Below are 16,633 nucleotides of genomic sequence, written 5' to 3'. Positions count from 1 at the left end.
TTAGCTAAAAATTAGCTTTCTGTAGGTGAAAGGGCGCTTTTCTTGCGGCGATTAACCCACCATGCATAGAAAATACCCGATATTGCACCAGCAATATGCGATTCAGTTGAAATATATTGATGAACGGGCAGCAAGCCGGATGTCATTGCGCCAAAATAAAATAGCACCAAGACAGTGATGATAATGTCAGAAAGTTTGCGACGAAAATAACCTTGGGCGATCAGTAACCCCCAAAGCCCGAAAATCCAACCACTTGCGCCAACATGAATGGCGTAGCGACCAACTAACCAAACAGCTAATCCACCAGTAATAATAATAAAGAGCGAAGCTAATAGATATTCACGGATCTCTCTATGTAGCAGTACTGCGCTGAGGATCAGTAAAGGAGGAAGGTTACTCAGTAAATGTCCCCAACTACTATGAATAAAGGGGGAAAGGGGGATACCGATGAGGCCCTCTAAGCTTCTGGGTATGATACCAAAGCGATTTAACGAATAGCCTGCTAGGCTATTGATCACTTGGATGATGACCAATAGCCCAGCCAAAATAGCAAGTAGTTTCAGTCGTTGGTTCAACCACTGTTTCATGCTTGCTGGCTTAATGCTTGTACACTTTCAACCAGATCAGCAAGTTGTGCAACAACACGGTCACCCACATCTGCATTATCCCCACCTAGTGCTTTATTGCGCATAAAGTCCTTTTTGATTTGTTGCCAGCGTGCGGCCTGTTGCTCCGTGAGCTTACCGCGAATTTCAGCTAATTTGAGTAAATTTTCTTCTGCTCCTGTGGTGAGTAATTGTGCTTCACCGAGGTAGTGATCATCCAATAAACGTTCAAGCTCCTCTTCATTCATGACAGAGGACACTTTTTCACTCAGTTTATTCATATTTCGATAGCTACCTTGCAAACGGAAGGCTGGCTCGGTGCGGTATTTATCGGACTGTGCTGCACTGGCAATATATTGCTGATTCACTTTAAGTACGACATCGCGTAGCGTGATTAGGCGCTTAATGACAGCGACAATTTCACTGATTTCTGCATCTGAATAGGGGTAGCTCAAAGCATTAGTTGAGACTGATTTACCCATTGCTTTATCAACGAAAAGGTAGAGGTCATTGAGATCACGTAGAGCAAGCGGCGCAAGTACAGGGTTTGAGGTGAGACTGTTTTCAATGTAGCTTAATGCGAAGGCATCATCCATGCCGCCAAGCACTTCCCCTAGGTTATAGATATCAGCGCGGTTGGCGAGCATGTCCGGTATGCGGAACACTTCACCTGATTCGGTATATGGGTTACCTGCCATAACAACACAGAATTTTTTACCACGCATGTCATAGGTTTTCGTTTTTCCTTTCCAAACCCCTTCAATGCGCCTTGTTCCATCACACAGAGAAATAAATTTCTGTAAAAACTCAGGATGCGTATGCTGAATATCATCCACATAGAGCATCACGTTATTCCCCATCTCTAACGCTAAATTGAGTTTTTCTAGCTCCTGACGTGCAGTTGCATTTGGTGCTTGGTCTGGGTCGAGTGATAACACGTCATGACCTAACGCAGGCCCGTTAATTTTCATGAAAATGAGGCCTAAGCGGTCAGCAACATATTCCATCAATGTGGTTTTACCGTAACCAGGCGGGGAGATCATCAAGAGTAGCCCCATCAAATCGGTACGTTTACCTTCCCCTAATGCACCGATTTGCTTCGCCATATTGTCACCAATAATCGGTAAATAGACGTCGTTGATCAGTTTATTACGAACAAAGGAGCTAAGAGGGTGCGCTTTAAACTCATGCAGCTTCAAACGACGGCGCTCTTCAATGACAACACGTTGGCGTAACGCTTGATATTCACGGAATGCGGGAATAAACCGTTTTCTTTGAAAACGCATGCGACTGAAATAGTTATCTAAGCTCAACGAGAGGGTTTGATTTTCTATCGTTGGATGTTCGCCTAATAACCCATTAACTTTGAAGTACAGATCAGCTTCGCTATAACGTGCCGATGCGACTTTGTCTAAAATAATAATGGCGATTGCACCCGGAATATAAGGCGTAAGATGGGCAAATTCAGGCACTGAACATAGCCCTTGTAACCAGTTTTGAATCAATGCCCAACGCTGAGCATAGCGGCCTGCAAGGTTTTGTTGGGAACGGTTGAAGTCTATCCACATATGGGCGTCTTCTAACCGAGTTTGCAAGGCGGCAACAAGGTCTCTAGCATATTTACTGTAAACTAATTCAATAGGCGTTCTCGCCAGCGCAAAGCTAAGATACTCCGCGGCTTGAGTTTGTTGGTAACTTTCACAAGGTATCGGGTGCTCTTGTAAAAATAGGCTAATGTCTGCTTCGATCTCCGCCTGCAAATCGAGCAAAGCATCATCATTATGGAATAGCTGATGAATATTCATTGCGGTTCTGGCGCGCTCTGGCCATAAAGCCGGATATTCATTATTTTGTACTTGTTCCCAGAAAATCGCAGCAATTGCTCGCGATGTTGGGTTATAACGCAGTAAATCAGCACTCTCTCCGACAGGCAGGAGTTTTTTCAAAATAGCGATGGCATCGTGATCGTGAATACCTTTCTCATAGCCCTCTTTATAACGTGGGGCTGCAAAGTCGCGTACGATTTTCTCTAATTTCTCAGGCACCGATAACGCGGACTTAAGCATATTATAATCAAGGCCATCTTGGCGCTTACTTGCAGCGTAGATAATTGAATATGCAAGGTATTCAGCCCGATAAACATCGTCTGACTCGGATTCAAGTGCCGCTGACCAATAAGGTTGTAACTCAGCTAATTGAGGGTTATCAATAGGCTCTTGGAAATCGGTACCCGTCAGATATAACCAAAGTTGGTTATCTTTCGGCAAGATGGTTAAATCAAGCTCTTGGGTGTTAACACTAAAGCGATGGCGAGGCCCTAATTTAATTATATTACCGCCATCTTCGTAAATATCTGTTTTATCGCGTAGTGTGCGAATAGATTGGTCGCGCGCTGCTTTTAATCTAGCATCAATATCATCCGCTTTGACGTTATCATTGATTTCTCTTAGTTTTTCAATGATTTCACGCGTTTTTGTTGCCAATGGATCAGACGCAAAAAAGGCGTTTAATTCATCTTGAGACTGTAAACGTGCAGTACGGCGTTGCAAACTATCTAACAGGCGGTCGGCTGCTGTTTGTAAGTTTTGTGAACGGCGTTGGCGTTCATCTAATAAGGCTTGCTTGTGCGACTCAAAGGTTTCTAGCAGCTCTTCGCGTTTGGCGAGAATATCTTCTAGGAACTCATCATGGCTGCTGAATTGGCTTTCTAACTCTTCTAATTGGACTAATAGCCTAGATAGCTGGTCATCGCAGCGTTCAGGATCCGTGGAGAGTGATAGGGCATTTGTAATGCCTTGGCTAAATAGGCGGAATTGTGCGCCAAATTGAGCCACAGTCTCGACAGCACTTTGTGATTTACGTTTTTGTTGTAAACGAGCGCGTGACTGGTTTAATTGGGCATAAATTTGTGAAATTGCATCAATGATGTTGGTTTGTTGAGTCACATCATCAAATTTTAGCGAAGCCATTAGATTCGATAGCATATCCAAGTCGGCAGACATTTTTTCCATGCCATTCATTGGAATATCGAGCTGCGCACTATTTTGAGCACTCTCCATTTGCTCTTCAAACTGAGAAAGTTGCGTTTTAAATGGTTGTAGTGCTTTATCGCTCGCTAGGAAAGTCGCGGTAGTTTGAGAAACATACTGCTGTGCTTGCGTAATTTCTTCTTCCATCTGCGCGAGTTTCGTTAAATCCATATAGCGGAATTCGCGTAAGGAGATCAGGTGACCACGTTGGGCACTGAGTGCATTTAACCCATCAACAAACTGCTGAATATCATTCCAGCTTTCAGGTAGTGTTAAAGACATCAGTGTCTTTTGCCGATTAACCGCTTCATTCATCGATTTTGCTGATTGCTGGCGGATACTCTCGACTTTTTCATACTCATCTAAGACCAATTCACTGGTTTGTGTGATCTCTTTGAGTAATTTACCGATACCTAAACATTGCTCGTCATTAAACCAATAATAAATATCAAGTAGGTTTTTCGGTTGTTGGCTCAGTTGTTCATAGCGGGCAACGGAAACTTGATTACCTTCAATTTCTTTAGCAATATGCAGAATTTCTGAGATACCACGTACAAGATCAGCGTTACCAATGCGACCAAAAAAGCCCCCTCGCGCAGGCTGTTGATCGGCAAATTCTTCTGAATAGAAAGGGGTTTGCCAAACTTGCATCGGGTGAACTCGAGTGGCTTCGTCACCTTCACCTTCAAAGAGAACCATTTTCCCATCTTCAAGCATGGCATAACCATGCCCGATCAGCGGAATCGCCAGTTTTCGCTCAATCAAATTATAATTAAAGAGGGCGATACGACCTTGGTTTGGCGAATAGAAGACATACAGGACATCCTCACCGTTTGGGGAACGGCGCAAGCGACGAAAACGCATGCCATCCATAGGTTGATCAAAGGTTTTATACTCACCATTTTGTAAGTAATATCCACCTGGGAAAATAATGCCGTGGTCTTCGGGAAGCTGTACACATGCCTGACCAATCGCATCAATGCGTTGAGCTGTTTGAGTCAGTGTATTGTAGACGAGATAGCGCCAGTTCTCTTCGCGATAGGGTAATATTTTCAGTAAGATCAGGCTGCCTGTTTGGGCATATTCAATTTGGGCATCATCTAGGGATTGGTTTTTATCTAACACCGCTTCGCGATAAATGCCGAGGCCATCTTCTGTGTTATTTTCGCATTTTATGGTGAGGTCGCCACCAATAGTTTCAACGAAAACAGTATCTAAAATATTGATATGCGGAAAACGACCATTAACCGTGTTTTCACGGGTTGTTTTCACCCATTCAAAGTCATAGGCAGGGGGAAGGGCGATGTCGCGTTCACCGCGGTTGTCGATATAATCGATTTTGCTTTTATCACTGGAGATAGACCAGCGGAAAACCCGCACATCGGTGATACGTTCACCAATTTGAAAGCTAGCTAATAGCTTACCATCACGTTCAACTAACTGTAGTAATTGGGTGTTTTTGTAATAGGTGTAAAGCTCAGTAAAATCTTGGATAAAGCGCGTATCACTGAGGAAGGTGCCGTCATAGGAGACCGCTTCAACATCAAACTCACCTTGGTTATCAATCAGTCGATACAGAGAAAACACATCTTCAATTTGTGTTTCTCTTTTGAGGCCAAGGAAAACGTTATAGCCAAATAGAAGCCATTCACCAACTCGGACAATATCCCTTGCTTGGCAATTATTTTCTGTGCGAATACGAATACGGCCAATAATATCCATTTGGCTTTGACCGAACTCTTGTAAACGACTGTCATTGAGTTGCGCTGCTTTTTGATGAAGCTGTTGCCCTTGTTCTGTAAGGCGTTTGCGTAATATTTCATATGCGCCGCCTTGCGCAACAGCACTATCCAGTATGTTTTGCTCGTGACTCGTATCCTGAATTGACATGCGTCGTTGGTTTCCTTGGCTATAACAAAAGACAAAAGTTGAAGGCATACCCGATATGTATGCCTTTGAACTAGGATGCTCGTTTACCGTTAAATGATTATTCGCTACGGTATGAGTGCCATACCGAGCCAGTAATATAATTTAAACACGTTAGAGCATACCCCATTAGAGCTGATCATCCGTTGGTGCTTCAGGTTTTGCCGAGACGGTTTTAACCTGCGGGTTTGCACCTTTTGCAGCCATAAAGCTGTTAATCAAATCTTGAACCTCAGGGTTTTTCAGTAAAGCTGCAATATCGATTTTCTTATCGTCTTTACGGTTGATCAGCTTTTCGACACTCTCTTTAGCAAAGCTGCTTTTATCCATAAAGCCATCAACGGCTTTACCTAAGCTAAGCGCTTTAGAGAAGGTATTAAAGAAGCTACCGTCACCGCCCACAATTTCGATATTGGTTTTGGTTAATGCAGCAGCCAATACATCGGCTTGCTCACGAGCAATCTCTTTATTTGCGTCAATTGATGCCATAGCTTGCTCAAACTCTTTCTCAAGACGCATACGGAACTCTTCATGAGCACGGGCAGTATCGCTGAGGTGATCCATGGATTTGAATTTATCGGTCAAGCCATCCGCTTCTGCTTTCAGACGTTGACGGATCACTTCGGCTTGTGCGGCACCTAATTGACCTTCCCCTCGAGCTTGGGCAGCCAGTTTCTCTTCAAGCACTTTCGCATCCGCCAAGCCCAGTTTTTCTTTCGCATTGGCTTGTTGCTCTTCACCGCGTGCTTGAGCAGCCAGTTTTTCTTCGAGGACTTTCGCTTCAGCAAAGCCTTGTTGTTGTTCAGCAAGCGCTTTTGCTTCCAACACTTGTGCTTCAGTTAAGCCTTTTTCTTTTAATCCACGCGCTTCTGCTAGGAGTTTCTCAGCGGTGATATTCGCTAGGACTAATCCCTCTTTTTCTTCCGCTTCGGCTGTGGCTTGACGTACTCGTGCTTCTGCGAGGCCGAGTGCAGCATGTTCAGCTTCAATCCCTTCTGCTAAGCGTTTTTTGGCTTCTGCTTGTTTTGCTGAAGCTTCAAGTTCCGCTTGTGCCATGGTGCTGATTTCTTCGGCTCTGTGTTTTGCACTCGCTTCATCGGCTTCGGCTTTCTTCACTTGGCGAACTAAAGACTCTTCCGCTTCTGCCTGAGCGTTGATAACGGTCACTTGTCTTAAGCGATCGGCTTCTGATACTTCACGTACCTCTTTGATACGCTCTTCTTCTTGGGCAACGCTTTTTTCAACGATAACGCGTTCACGGATCACGTTAGAAATATTTTTGCGTTCTTCTTCCAACGCTTTTTCTTTTTCAATACGTTGTAGTTCAACCTCACGTTCGCGGGCTACGATTTCGAGGTCACGAGCACGATTAACGCGTTCCTGTTCAATAGCAACTGCGCGGGTCCGGTTCTGCTGAGCAACTTCAACTTCACGCATGCGATTTTCTTCACGAATTTCAATTTCTTGCTGAGTTTGAATACGTGCTTGCTCTGCTTTTAAGCGCTCTTCTTCTTGTACGCGTAATGTTTCGGCTTGCTCACGAGCACGAATATTTTCAATCTCACGTTTTTGGCGAGCTTCTGCATCCGCTTGTTGGCGTTCAAGGGCTAGGCTTGCTTCACGGGTTTCCACATTTTTCTTTTGAATAGCCAGTTCTTGGTCGCGCTCTTTCTGGTTAGTTTCAATATTATGGATAGCGGTGATTTCAGTGATTTTACGGATACCTTCGGAGTCGAAGATATTATTTGGATCAAGAGCGGCTTTTGGCGTTTGTTCAAGGTAGTCAATGGCCACATCTTCAAGTGCATAACCATTGAGATCTTTACCGATAACATCCACGATACGATCACGGAAGTTCTGCCTATCTTCAAATAGCTTAGAGAGTTCAAACTGCTTACCAACCGTTTTGAGTGCTTCTGAAAACTTAGCGCTAAATAAGGTACTGACGGCTTGATGATCGGATGCGCGGTCGACCCCAATGGCTTTAGCCACTTTGAGTACGTCTTCAGTGGTCTCATTAACACGTAAATAGAAAGCGACAGTAATATCTGCACGTAAGTTGTCTTGGCAAATCAGGCCATCTTTACCGCGGCGGTCAACTTCCAAAGTTAAGAGAGAAATTCTCATAAACTCTTTTTTGTAGATGACGGGATAAACTAAAGCACCAGTAAAGTGAACTTTTGGTTGCGACGACATGTCGTTAACAATCAATGCAGTTCCTTGTGGGACCTTGATATAGAAGGCTTTAAATAGCCCAAAAAAGCCAAGTATGACTATGATGATGCCCCCAATAATGGTTAAAAAGGGCATTAGGTCAGCCAATTCCATATTTTCTCTCCATGGGTTTCGATAATGTCGTCGTTAAAGGTTCAAAATAGTGTTTATTACTGGCGAAATTCATCTTCCGTCACCACATTGTAGCTGTGTGACACGGGGTCATAACTAATGATAACAACGCGGTCACCTCGCTTAATATTTTCAGTAGCAGCGGCACGAATTTGCAGAATTAACCCTGCACCACCATCTTCTAGTATGGCTTCGCCTTTATGTTCGGTGACTTCTCCTGAACGTACGGTGGCGAGTTTACCCATTAATCGCTGGGCTGTTTTTGGCGTATTAGATTTAGCCAATTTCTCACGTAATGGTTTTAAACATAGGGCGGTTAAGTGGATTGAAATAAAGGATATAACGAAGAATACAGTGAAGCCGACAAGGTAGCGTAGTAGTGTAATATCAATAAAGCGAATAAACCAATGAACACTAAAGTAACTTAATAACCAGCCAAATAGTGTAAATAAGGTCAGAATAATCGTGACTGGAATACCTGCAAGCCCGAGTTTTGTGAGCCAGCCAGCAAACCCTGTAGCATCAAAGCCGCCACCATCAACGGATGTATCAACATTAAATAAATCAATATCTAATAATCCAAAAGCGGCGCATAACCAATAAAACATAACAATAATAAGTAGGCCGCTAAAAATAATGACGGGGAAGGTCAGACAGTTTTGTAGAAACAAACTCATAAATGTTCTCTCTATAATATTTAGAGTTTCAATTTTGTTATTACCATTACCGTTAACTTAATCATATCAATTTCAATGATTTTCAGTATCGGACTAGTCTTTATTATCTGGCTGATTTTCATGAGTTATTTATGAAATTTTTCTAAGTATCATCAATGACTGATAAAAACGGGCTAGATAGGAGTTATTTTGCCATTAATTGTTAATAAAAGATAATGAATCATAACAGCAATATGTAAGATTATGTTATAACTTATTGAAACCGTAGAATTAAAAAACTCTGAAAAATGCATCAATATGAAAATATTATTTTTTAAATTATCTTTTTCTAGTGATAAACAATAAAATGGTTATTAATAAAAGAAAAAAGTGAGATTAAAGGCGTGCTATAGATTCAAAAACACAGTAAAGCAGCCCATTTCCATGGTCAGCTAGATATTCGTCAATTCACACCAGGCATTGCAATTTTTACCTACAATTTGTGACCTTTAACTTAACTAGCATTATGAAAATAGTTTACAGATACGTACGCGTCATTACGCCATAACTGAGTTAGGTTTGCTTGATATATTTGACATGTTCTATCGGAGTCTATTCGATAAAATAGCAATAAGTGGCTGAATGATGAAAAATTCCTCGTTCAGCCAAAATATCACTAACATCGGCATAGCTCAGAGATATTGAATCATAGCTACGTATACACAAAGGGTGATAGAGGGAGCAAAATACTTCCATTTAAAATCATTCAGTGACATGGTTATTTTCCTAAATAATGAGTAATAACGTCACACCAATGCACTTTTTGCAATAAGCGCCTTTAATCCCTATATCCTAAAGTGACAATCTTAATTCCTTTACTTTTACAAATGAGGCTTCGGTTTGCACCTTAACAACTAACATCGAGTTATATTGTTCATAGTTGTATGGTTGTATACTTATGCTAAAGAGATTATTTAGCGCTTTGCAATCCGATAATATTACAAGTAGATATACTTGAAAGTTCATTTCAATATTAAAAAAACCAATTACGTCATTTTTAAATTCATTTAATGCGTTAATTTCAGGATCACCATAGAAAATTTGAGATGTTGACATGACGTCTTCTATAGTACTAACACAGTCTTGCAGGACACTTATTTGTAACGATATATCATTAATGACATTAGATGAATCAAGTTGCATTTTAGAGAATGCTTCACGACAACTAGATATGTCATTCATATTTATAAAATTGGATATTGATTTAAGTTCATTAATCCAATTTTGGATTTGAGCTGATGAAGCCTCAATAACTTTCTCGCATACAAGCATTGAATTATTAATTGCGATGATTATTTTCTGGGCATAAAAGGGCAAGTTCCATTGCGAATTATTATACTTGCTTAATATACCAAGATAATTAAACATTAGGCTTTTATAATTTAAAATGTTCATACCTTCACCTTATGATTGAGTTAATTTTACTTCATGTTATTAACTTCCTATGCTATTTTTAGTGCTGATTTTTAATTAACATTAATTAAATCATAAGTTAACTTTTTAGGGTTGATGACATATTCAACACCACTCATTTGCGATTTAATTGTATCAGTATCTTTTAATACGATTTTAACTTGGTTATTAGCACTAGATAAGAATAATTCTCTAACATTATCCGTATTGATAATTCCCATATTTAGGTCACTAATAAGGTTATCTATATCATTAGAGAGAAACTGCCATGCATTTGACATTTCAAGTGAAGCTTGAGCTGCTTGTGATATACAAGTTGCCAGTTGCGCATTTCCCGTTGAACATGCTTGAGCGACTCTAACCTCATTTTTCAAATTAGCATCTTCAATTAATAACTTCTCTTTCAATCTAAGGTCACCCTGAAGTTTAAGTACCGCACCTATAACACCAGCAAGACCTGTTGCTATTGCCACCGCCCCTCCAATCACCATGCTTACTGCCGCCCCTCCGGTAACGAGGGAACCCACAGCCCCCACAATAATAGAAAAGAACCCTCCAGCAATACCTAAAGCACTAATCGTTATACCGGCTTGATCAGCAGCTATTTGTGTTTGTATATTGAGTATATTATTTCTATTTTGAGACAGCGCACCGTTATCACCTAGTATCGCGGTGTTTAATCTATCAACAACATCATAGAAACTCGCTACACTATTATCTAGCTTATGGCTAAATTGTGATAAGAGTGTGCTAGTTACATTCGCCTCACTTGCATATTTGTTTGATTGATCTCTAATCGCACCTAAAATATTTAGCCAATCAGAAATACTTTTTCCCGCCGGAACTTGGGATGCTATTGAATTATGAATTGTATAGTAAGCACTAATGCTGGAAATATTCCTAATTATCATTGGTTGTATCGTATCAAGATAATATTTTGCATTTTCTTTTGCTGTGCCTAATGCAGAATTGACATCTTGCTGTAAGCTAATTAATGACGGATTATTAGTGAAATTCACTAATGGCTGTTGCATAACGGAACGACAACTACTTTGTACAATCAAATCAAAACTAGATTGTTTTTTGTTTGCACTATTTATAGCTAAAGGAGATTGATTAAAATCCATGATATACCTCATTAATGTAATGCGATGCTTTATTTCATACGATTTAATTAATCATATGAAATAGAGAGATTGTTTAGTAATATCGGAGTTATCTTTTGCCATGATAATCACAGCCACTACATCAATTGATATTTTAAAAATATCTGATAAGTGATATTATGCGTTTAGAGTTTAAAAGACTGGCTTATCTGATAACCGATAAGGTCTGCTAAGGCGACTAATAAATTTAATGACTCCTAGCAATATGTGAACATATAGTTCATGATTTAATTTAATCATGAATCATAATTATTTTTTTGTGATGAAGTTGGCAAAAAATCAATTATAATGTCTTTATTATTATTTTGTCGTATTTATAGTTCACAACTAGTAAGCGATGGTAAAGTGATTTAATCAATCAACTAATAAAAAATAGGCATGTCGCTAGCCCTATTTCATTGTCTAATAGTTAGACAGCTTACCCTTATATGTTGATGATAGCTCACCAGCTTCGTTAATATGATGGACTGTTTTCACTTAGTTAAATTGCGAATGCTTATGATGTTATTCGATTATTTAAGATAATTTCTGACTGGTTAAAAGGGAGGCTATATTATAATTAACCGTATGTTTAATTTATTTTTGAATCTTAAGTCAAATGAATTTAATCATTAATTGAAGATTTTCTTATTGACACTGGTAAATAAAAATATCAATAAAAACAATATGTAGCATTAATAAGTTGAGCTTTGATAAAAAATAAACGCACCATTTTTAACAGTGACAATAATCATTTGATAAAGAATAGGCTATTGCCATTAATTGGCGTTCAATAAATCTATCTGTCTATTGATAGACTGGGGGTGTTTGTCGAGGGGATGCTAAAAATAGTCATGCCAGATGTGAATTGTTGAATATCTTTTTAGCCATTATTATGGGGCGTTTTACGGTGTTTTGGTTCCCGATCTCACTATTTAAAAACTGAAACAACGAAAAGAGACACGGTGTATTTAGCGCTGCTTCAGTTTTTTTAGTATGAAAAAATTTAAATAGAATTAATCAAGTAAGTTTAAACACGCAGCACCTCTTGCACCACCGGAGTCACCATATCGTGCTTTTTCAATGGCAGGGAGATTCGCGATACCATACAAATACTGAGGCAAAACATCAGGCAGAAGTTGGTAAATACCATCAAATTGCGATAATCCGCCACCAATCACCACTAAATCAGGGTCTAGTATGGTCAATACTTGACCTAAAAACATCCCTAATAAATCGATATAGCGTTCAACATGCTGTTTTGCATTGCGGTCGCCTTGGTAGTAAAGCTGGATAATTTCAATCGCTGATTTTTGTTCACCTGTAAATGAGGTATAGATGCGTTCAAAACCTGGGCCGGACAAATAGGTTTCAAAGCAAGCAGGTTTACCACAACCGCACATGACTTCCGGAACTTGGTTTCCAAGTAAACGAGCGCCCTGTAAGGTCACATTCATATGACCAATTTCGCCAGCAATGCCATTTTTACCGGGAAGGACTTTACCGTGGGTGACAAAGCCGCCACCAACGCCAGTGCCTAATATCAGACCAAGTACCGTTGGGTAATTTTTAAACTCAGGCGCCCAAGCTTCTGAAAGCGCAAAACAGTTAGCATCGTTCTCTACTTTGACTGGGCGTTGTAAGGTATCGGCTAAGTCATAGACCAAAGGCTGATATTTAGCGGCGGGTACATTTGTAGTAAATACCGTTCCTTTCTCGTGGTTGACAATACCGGGTATGCCAACTCCCACCTTTCCTTGACCGTTAAATTGAGTATCAGCTTCTTCAGTAAGATGACGAAAAGCATTAAGGAGAGCTTGATAATCATCTTTTGGTGTTGGTACGCGTTTTTGCCAAATGGGGTTGAGTGATTCATCAAACACAGCAAGTTCAATTTTTGTACCGCCCATATCAAAGCCGTAATACATAGGTATCTCCTTAATGGTGACAATTATCTAATACGCTTAGTATCACTTTGATAAGTCATAAATGGTAGCGTTTGAGGCTGATTATATAAAAGTTTTTAGTCAGATAATGCGGCTTTGCTGCTAGACATTGTTTTTGTTCATGTTAAAGAAAGCGCAGATTTTGCCGTGGCAGTGTAGGGAGGGCAATAAGAGGCTAGTTGTATGGACAAACGAGCCTCCTGTTGTTTTTTTAGACGGTTTAAGGTTCGCTGATTAATATTGATTTGTTCTGTGGATTAAAGTTTTTATAAATAAAATGATGCAATTCCATCGCAATAATATGATGGATTTCTTGGGTTGGATGTACCTCGTCAACAAATACATAGTGAGGGTCGATTTCTAAGGGAGCGTTCCCGAAGATGTACCCATGTGAAAAAGCCTTGTTTACCTCATAAGATCCCGGCTTTCTGGCATTTATGTTATTGACGACATTCATAATGTTATCCATGGTGTTATTGACGTCAAAGAACATGATCCGACAAGGTTGCTGTAAATTCATAAGCTCAACGAGTTGTCTAAGTTTATGATTATGTTCAATAGAAATACGTTGCATTTCCTGCCGGTATTTGGGGTTTTTCTCTGCGACCTTTTTGGCGTAAGGGGTTTGAGAAAGGTCGGGTATCCCCATGACTAAAATTTGCCTAGCGCCTTTTTGCACCATCTTCTCAATTGATTTTTTTTGACTCAAAACGACGAAATTCACGTCTGTTTTATGATAAGTGAGATAATCATTGGCACCGATAAAAACAATGACTAAATCTTTTTCGGTAAAATTTAACCCTTTTATCTGTTTTTCCATATTAGAGAGAAACCTAAATTTAGGGGATGACGTTGAATAAGATGCACAAGGTGCCCCACCTTCTGCCCTATTAATAAGCGTCACTTTCGGGTCGTGAGATATCCCTTTATGGAATGCCACGCTTTGCATTGTCAGAAATTCGGTCCATACGCTGCCATTAGTAAACTTACCTTTATAGTATTGAGAGGAGCGGGGGATAAGCCCTTTTGACTTGTGATACATCCTCTTTTCTGAGTCAGACAAGCTATCACCAATCACAATGACTCTGTCAAAATAATCAATAATGGATTTTTTCGGGTCATTTTCCATTGATAAAAGGCTATCTAGGCTTGATGTATGCACGTTGTGGTGTGGCGGAAAGGTCTTTTGGTACTCCATAGCCAATTGGAACGTTTTGCCGGGGATCCTGCTTTCTATTTTCTTTTCACTACTGAGTGTGGCATGTACTTTGGGGGCAGAAGATTTTATCTTATTTTGTATACTCTTAATCGAACCTAGTAGCGTGTCAGTGAAAGAAGGTTTTATCTGTTTAGCGACAGTATGCTGAGAAGTAATTGATTCTACGTTCATTGATTTACTCTATTAGTTGTTTTGATGATTAATAAAACTATCAACTAATAGTTGGTCTAAATATCAAATAAAGATTATAGCTCCCTATAAAATCAGTGCGTTTTATAGCAAAAACATTCATTTCCACAATAAAAACAAATATTTAATAATTTTTTAGTGTTCCTTTTCAATAAAAGGATTGCATCGCTATTTAAAAGTGTATATTGTTATATTATAACATAACAATTAGAGACGTTATGATGAAATCTGGGATCCATCCTCAATATCGAACCGTCGTGTTTCACGACACCAGTGCTGATGCTTATTTTAAAGTTGGTTCAACGATTAAAACGGAAAAAACAATAGAGTTTGAAGGTGAACGCTTTCCATATGTCACTTTGGATGTCTCTTCACAGTCACACCCGTTTTATACCGGTAAACAAAAAATGATTTCACAAGAAGGGAAAACCGCGCAGTTCCAGAAACGTTTTGCTCGCTTCCTATCAAAAGAGGAGAAATAAACGTGAAAGTCTTGAGTTCATTAAAAACCGCTAAACAGCGCCACCCTGATTGCCAAGTCGTTCGTCGGCGTGGTCGTGTTTATGTGATTTGCAAAACGAATCCACGTTTTAAAGCGGTACAGGGTTGTAGAAAGAAACGTTAAGCTTATCTAGGAACTGTTAGTGATTGATTTTCTTGACTTCAGTTTTCCTGCGCCATCGCGGCAGTCCTGTGTCGCGATGGTTTTTTTTCATTAGCCCCTCTACGTTTAGCCTTTTGCGCGTAGGGTATAAGCGCCAAGATAGGGGGATCATTAGGCACATTTCTAATCTTCTTACTATTAGTGAATAAATTCACTTGCACACTGGTTCATATTTTGTCAGCTTTAATGTACCCAATAAATTTTTTGTTTCTGCTGAGAGCAAAACCTGTTTTCGGATGGAGCAGAGCATTTATTCGGGGGGAGAATTTTAAACAGACAGGGTGAACATAATGAAAAATGTAGGATTTATCGGCTGGCGAGGTATGGTCGGTTCAGTTTTGATGCAGAGAATGGTAGAAGAAGGTGATTTTAATGCAATTCATCCTGTATTTTTTACCACCTCGCAACATGGCGCTGAAGCGCCAACTTATGGTGGGCATCGCGGAACGCTGCAAGATGCGAATGACATCGATGCATTAAAAGCGCTAGATATCATTATTAGTTGCCAAGGCGGTGATTATACGAATGATATTTACCCTAAATTACGTGCATCAGGCTGGGAAGGCTATTGGATTGATGCGGCATCAGCCTTACGTATGAAAGATGATGCGATCATCATTCTCGACCCCGTCAACCAACAACATATCCAAGATGGACTGAATAAAGGCATTAAGACCTTCGTTGGTGGTAACTGTACGGTCAGTTTGATGCTAATGTCGCTAGGCGGCTTGTTTACCAATAACCTCGTTGAATGGGCTTCTGTCGCAACATATCAGGCAGCTTCAGGGGCTGGCGCGCGCAATATGCGTGAACTATTAATGCAAATGGGTGCATTACATAATCAAGTGGCTAAAGAGCTACAAGATCCTGCATCGGCCATTTTAGATATTGAGAAAAAAGTGACCGACTTTACTCGTAGCGGCACCATGCCAACCGATGCGTTCGGGGTACCTTTGGCAGGCAGTTTGATCCCATGGATTGATAAAGCGCTAGAAAATGGCCAAAGCCGTGAAGAGTGGAAGGGCCAAGCGGAAACTAACAAAATTTTGGCAACAGGTAGTAATATTATCCCTGTTGATGGTTTATGTGTACGTATTGGTGCATTACGTTGCCATAGCCAAGCATTCACATTAAAACTGAAAAAAGATATCCCGCTCAATGAAGTTGAACAGTTGCTGGCTTCTCACAATGAATGGGTGAAAGTCGTCCCGAATGATCGTGAAATCACCATGCGTGAGCTGACACCTGCTGCGGTGACTGGCACATTGAGTACCCCTGTGGGCCGCCTGCGTAAACTGAATATGGGGCCAGAATATCTGTCTGCCTTCACCGTCGGTGACCAACTGTTGTGGGGTGCTGCCGAGCCACTACGTCGTATGCTAAACATCCTACTATAAGCCATATAGACATATTAATCTGCACCTCACATCCAACG

Annotated in this window: 11 protein-coding genes; 3 read left to right on the top strand and 8 right to left on the bottom strand. The window is 40.4% G+C overall.

Annotated features, from left to right (window positions below; all coding sequences use genetic code 11):
- Positions 1-11: 11 nt before the first annotated feature.
- From PR699_RS16405 to PR699_RS16370, 8 genes are all read right to left on the bottom strand, one after another.
- Positions 12-587 (bottom strand): rhomboid family intramembrane serine protease, encoded by a 576-nt coding sequence (locus PR699_RS16405; protein WP_014657154.1) that lies wholly within the window; start codon positions 585-587, stop codon positions 12-14.
- Complete coding sequence (locus tag PR699_RS16400; RefSeq protein WP_014657155.1) at positions 584-5,524, bottom strand: DNA repair ATPase; 4,941 nt, start codon at positions 5,522-5,524, stop codon at positions 584-586. Before PR699_RS16400 ends, PR699_RS16405 begins: the two co-directional genes overlap by 4 nt.
- A 165-nt stretch (positions 5,525-5,689) precedes the next feature.
- A complete protein-coding gene (locus PR699_RS16395; protein ID WP_004924051.1) occupies positions 5,690-7,888 on the bottom strand; it encodes a flotillin family protein in 2,199 nt (732 codons plus the stop codon).
- A 56-nt stretch (positions 7,889-7,944) separates the two neighbouring features.
- Positions 7,945-8,583: an OB-fold-containig protein gene (locus PR699_RS16390; RefSeq protein ID WP_004924054.1), complete on the bottom strand. Its 639-nt coding sequence runs from the start codon at positions 8,581-8,583 to the stop codon at positions 7,945-7,947.
- 831 nt (positions 8,584-9,414) lie between these two features.
- Positions 9,415-10,017: a hypothetical protein gene (locus PR699_RS16385; protein WP_004924062.1), complete on the bottom strand. Its 603-nt coding sequence runs from the start codon at positions 10,015-10,017 to the stop codon at positions 9,415-9,417.
- A 71-nt stretch (positions 10,018-10,088) separates the two neighbouring features.
- Positions 10,089-11,162, bottom strand: coding sequence for an HBL/NHE enterotoxin family protein (locus PR699_RS16380; protein WP_014657156.1), 1,074 nt, complete (start codon positions 11,160-11,162; stop codon positions 10,089-10,091).
- A gap of 1,034 nt (positions 11,163-12,196) precedes the next feature.
- Complete coding sequence (nagK, locus tag PR699_RS16375; protein ID WP_004924069.1) at positions 12,197-13,108, bottom strand: N-acetylglucosamine kinase; 912 nt, start codon at positions 13,106-13,108, stop codon at positions 12,197-12,199.
- A gap of 238 nt (positions 13,109-13,346) precedes the next feature.
- The gene (locus tag PR699_RS16370; RefSeq protein ID WP_272572954.1) at positions 13,347-14,516 is read right to left on the bottom strand and encodes an SGNH/GDSL hydrolase family protein; all 1,170 of its coding nucleotides are present in this window, start codon (positions 14,514-14,516) and stop codon (positions 13,347-13,349) included.
- Positions 14,517-14,755: 239 nt separating this feature from the next.
- Between PR699_RS16370 and PR699_RS16365 the strand changes: the two genes are divergently transcribed.
- From PR699_RS16365 to asd, 3 genes are all read left to right on the top strand, one after another.
- Positions 14,756-15,016, top strand: coding sequence for a type B 50S ribosomal protein L31 (locus PR699_RS16365; RefSeq protein ID WP_014657159.1), 261 nt, complete (start codon positions 14,756-14,758; stop codon positions 15,014-15,016).
- Between the two features lie 2 nt (positions 15,017-15,018).
- A complete protein-coding gene (gene ykgO, locus PR699_RS16360) occupies positions 15,019-15,159 on the top strand; it encodes a type B 50S ribosomal protein L36 (protein WP_014657160.1) in 141 nt (46 codons plus the stop codon).
- A 329-nt stretch (positions 15,160-15,488) separates the two neighbouring features.
- A complete protein-coding gene (asd, locus tag PR699_RS16355; protein ID WP_004924086.1) occupies positions 15,489-16,595 on the top strand; it encodes an aspartate-semialdehyde dehydrogenase in 1,107 nt (368 codons plus the stop codon).
- Positions 16,596-16,633 lie beyond the last annotated feature (38 nt).

Source organism: Providencia sp. PROV268 (genome assembly GCF_028477805.1).
GTDB lineage: Bacteria > Pseudomonadota > Gammaproteobacteria > Enterobacterales > Enterobacteriaceae > Providencia > Providencia stuartii.
This window is presented reverse-complemented; position numbering and strand designations above follow the sequence as displayed.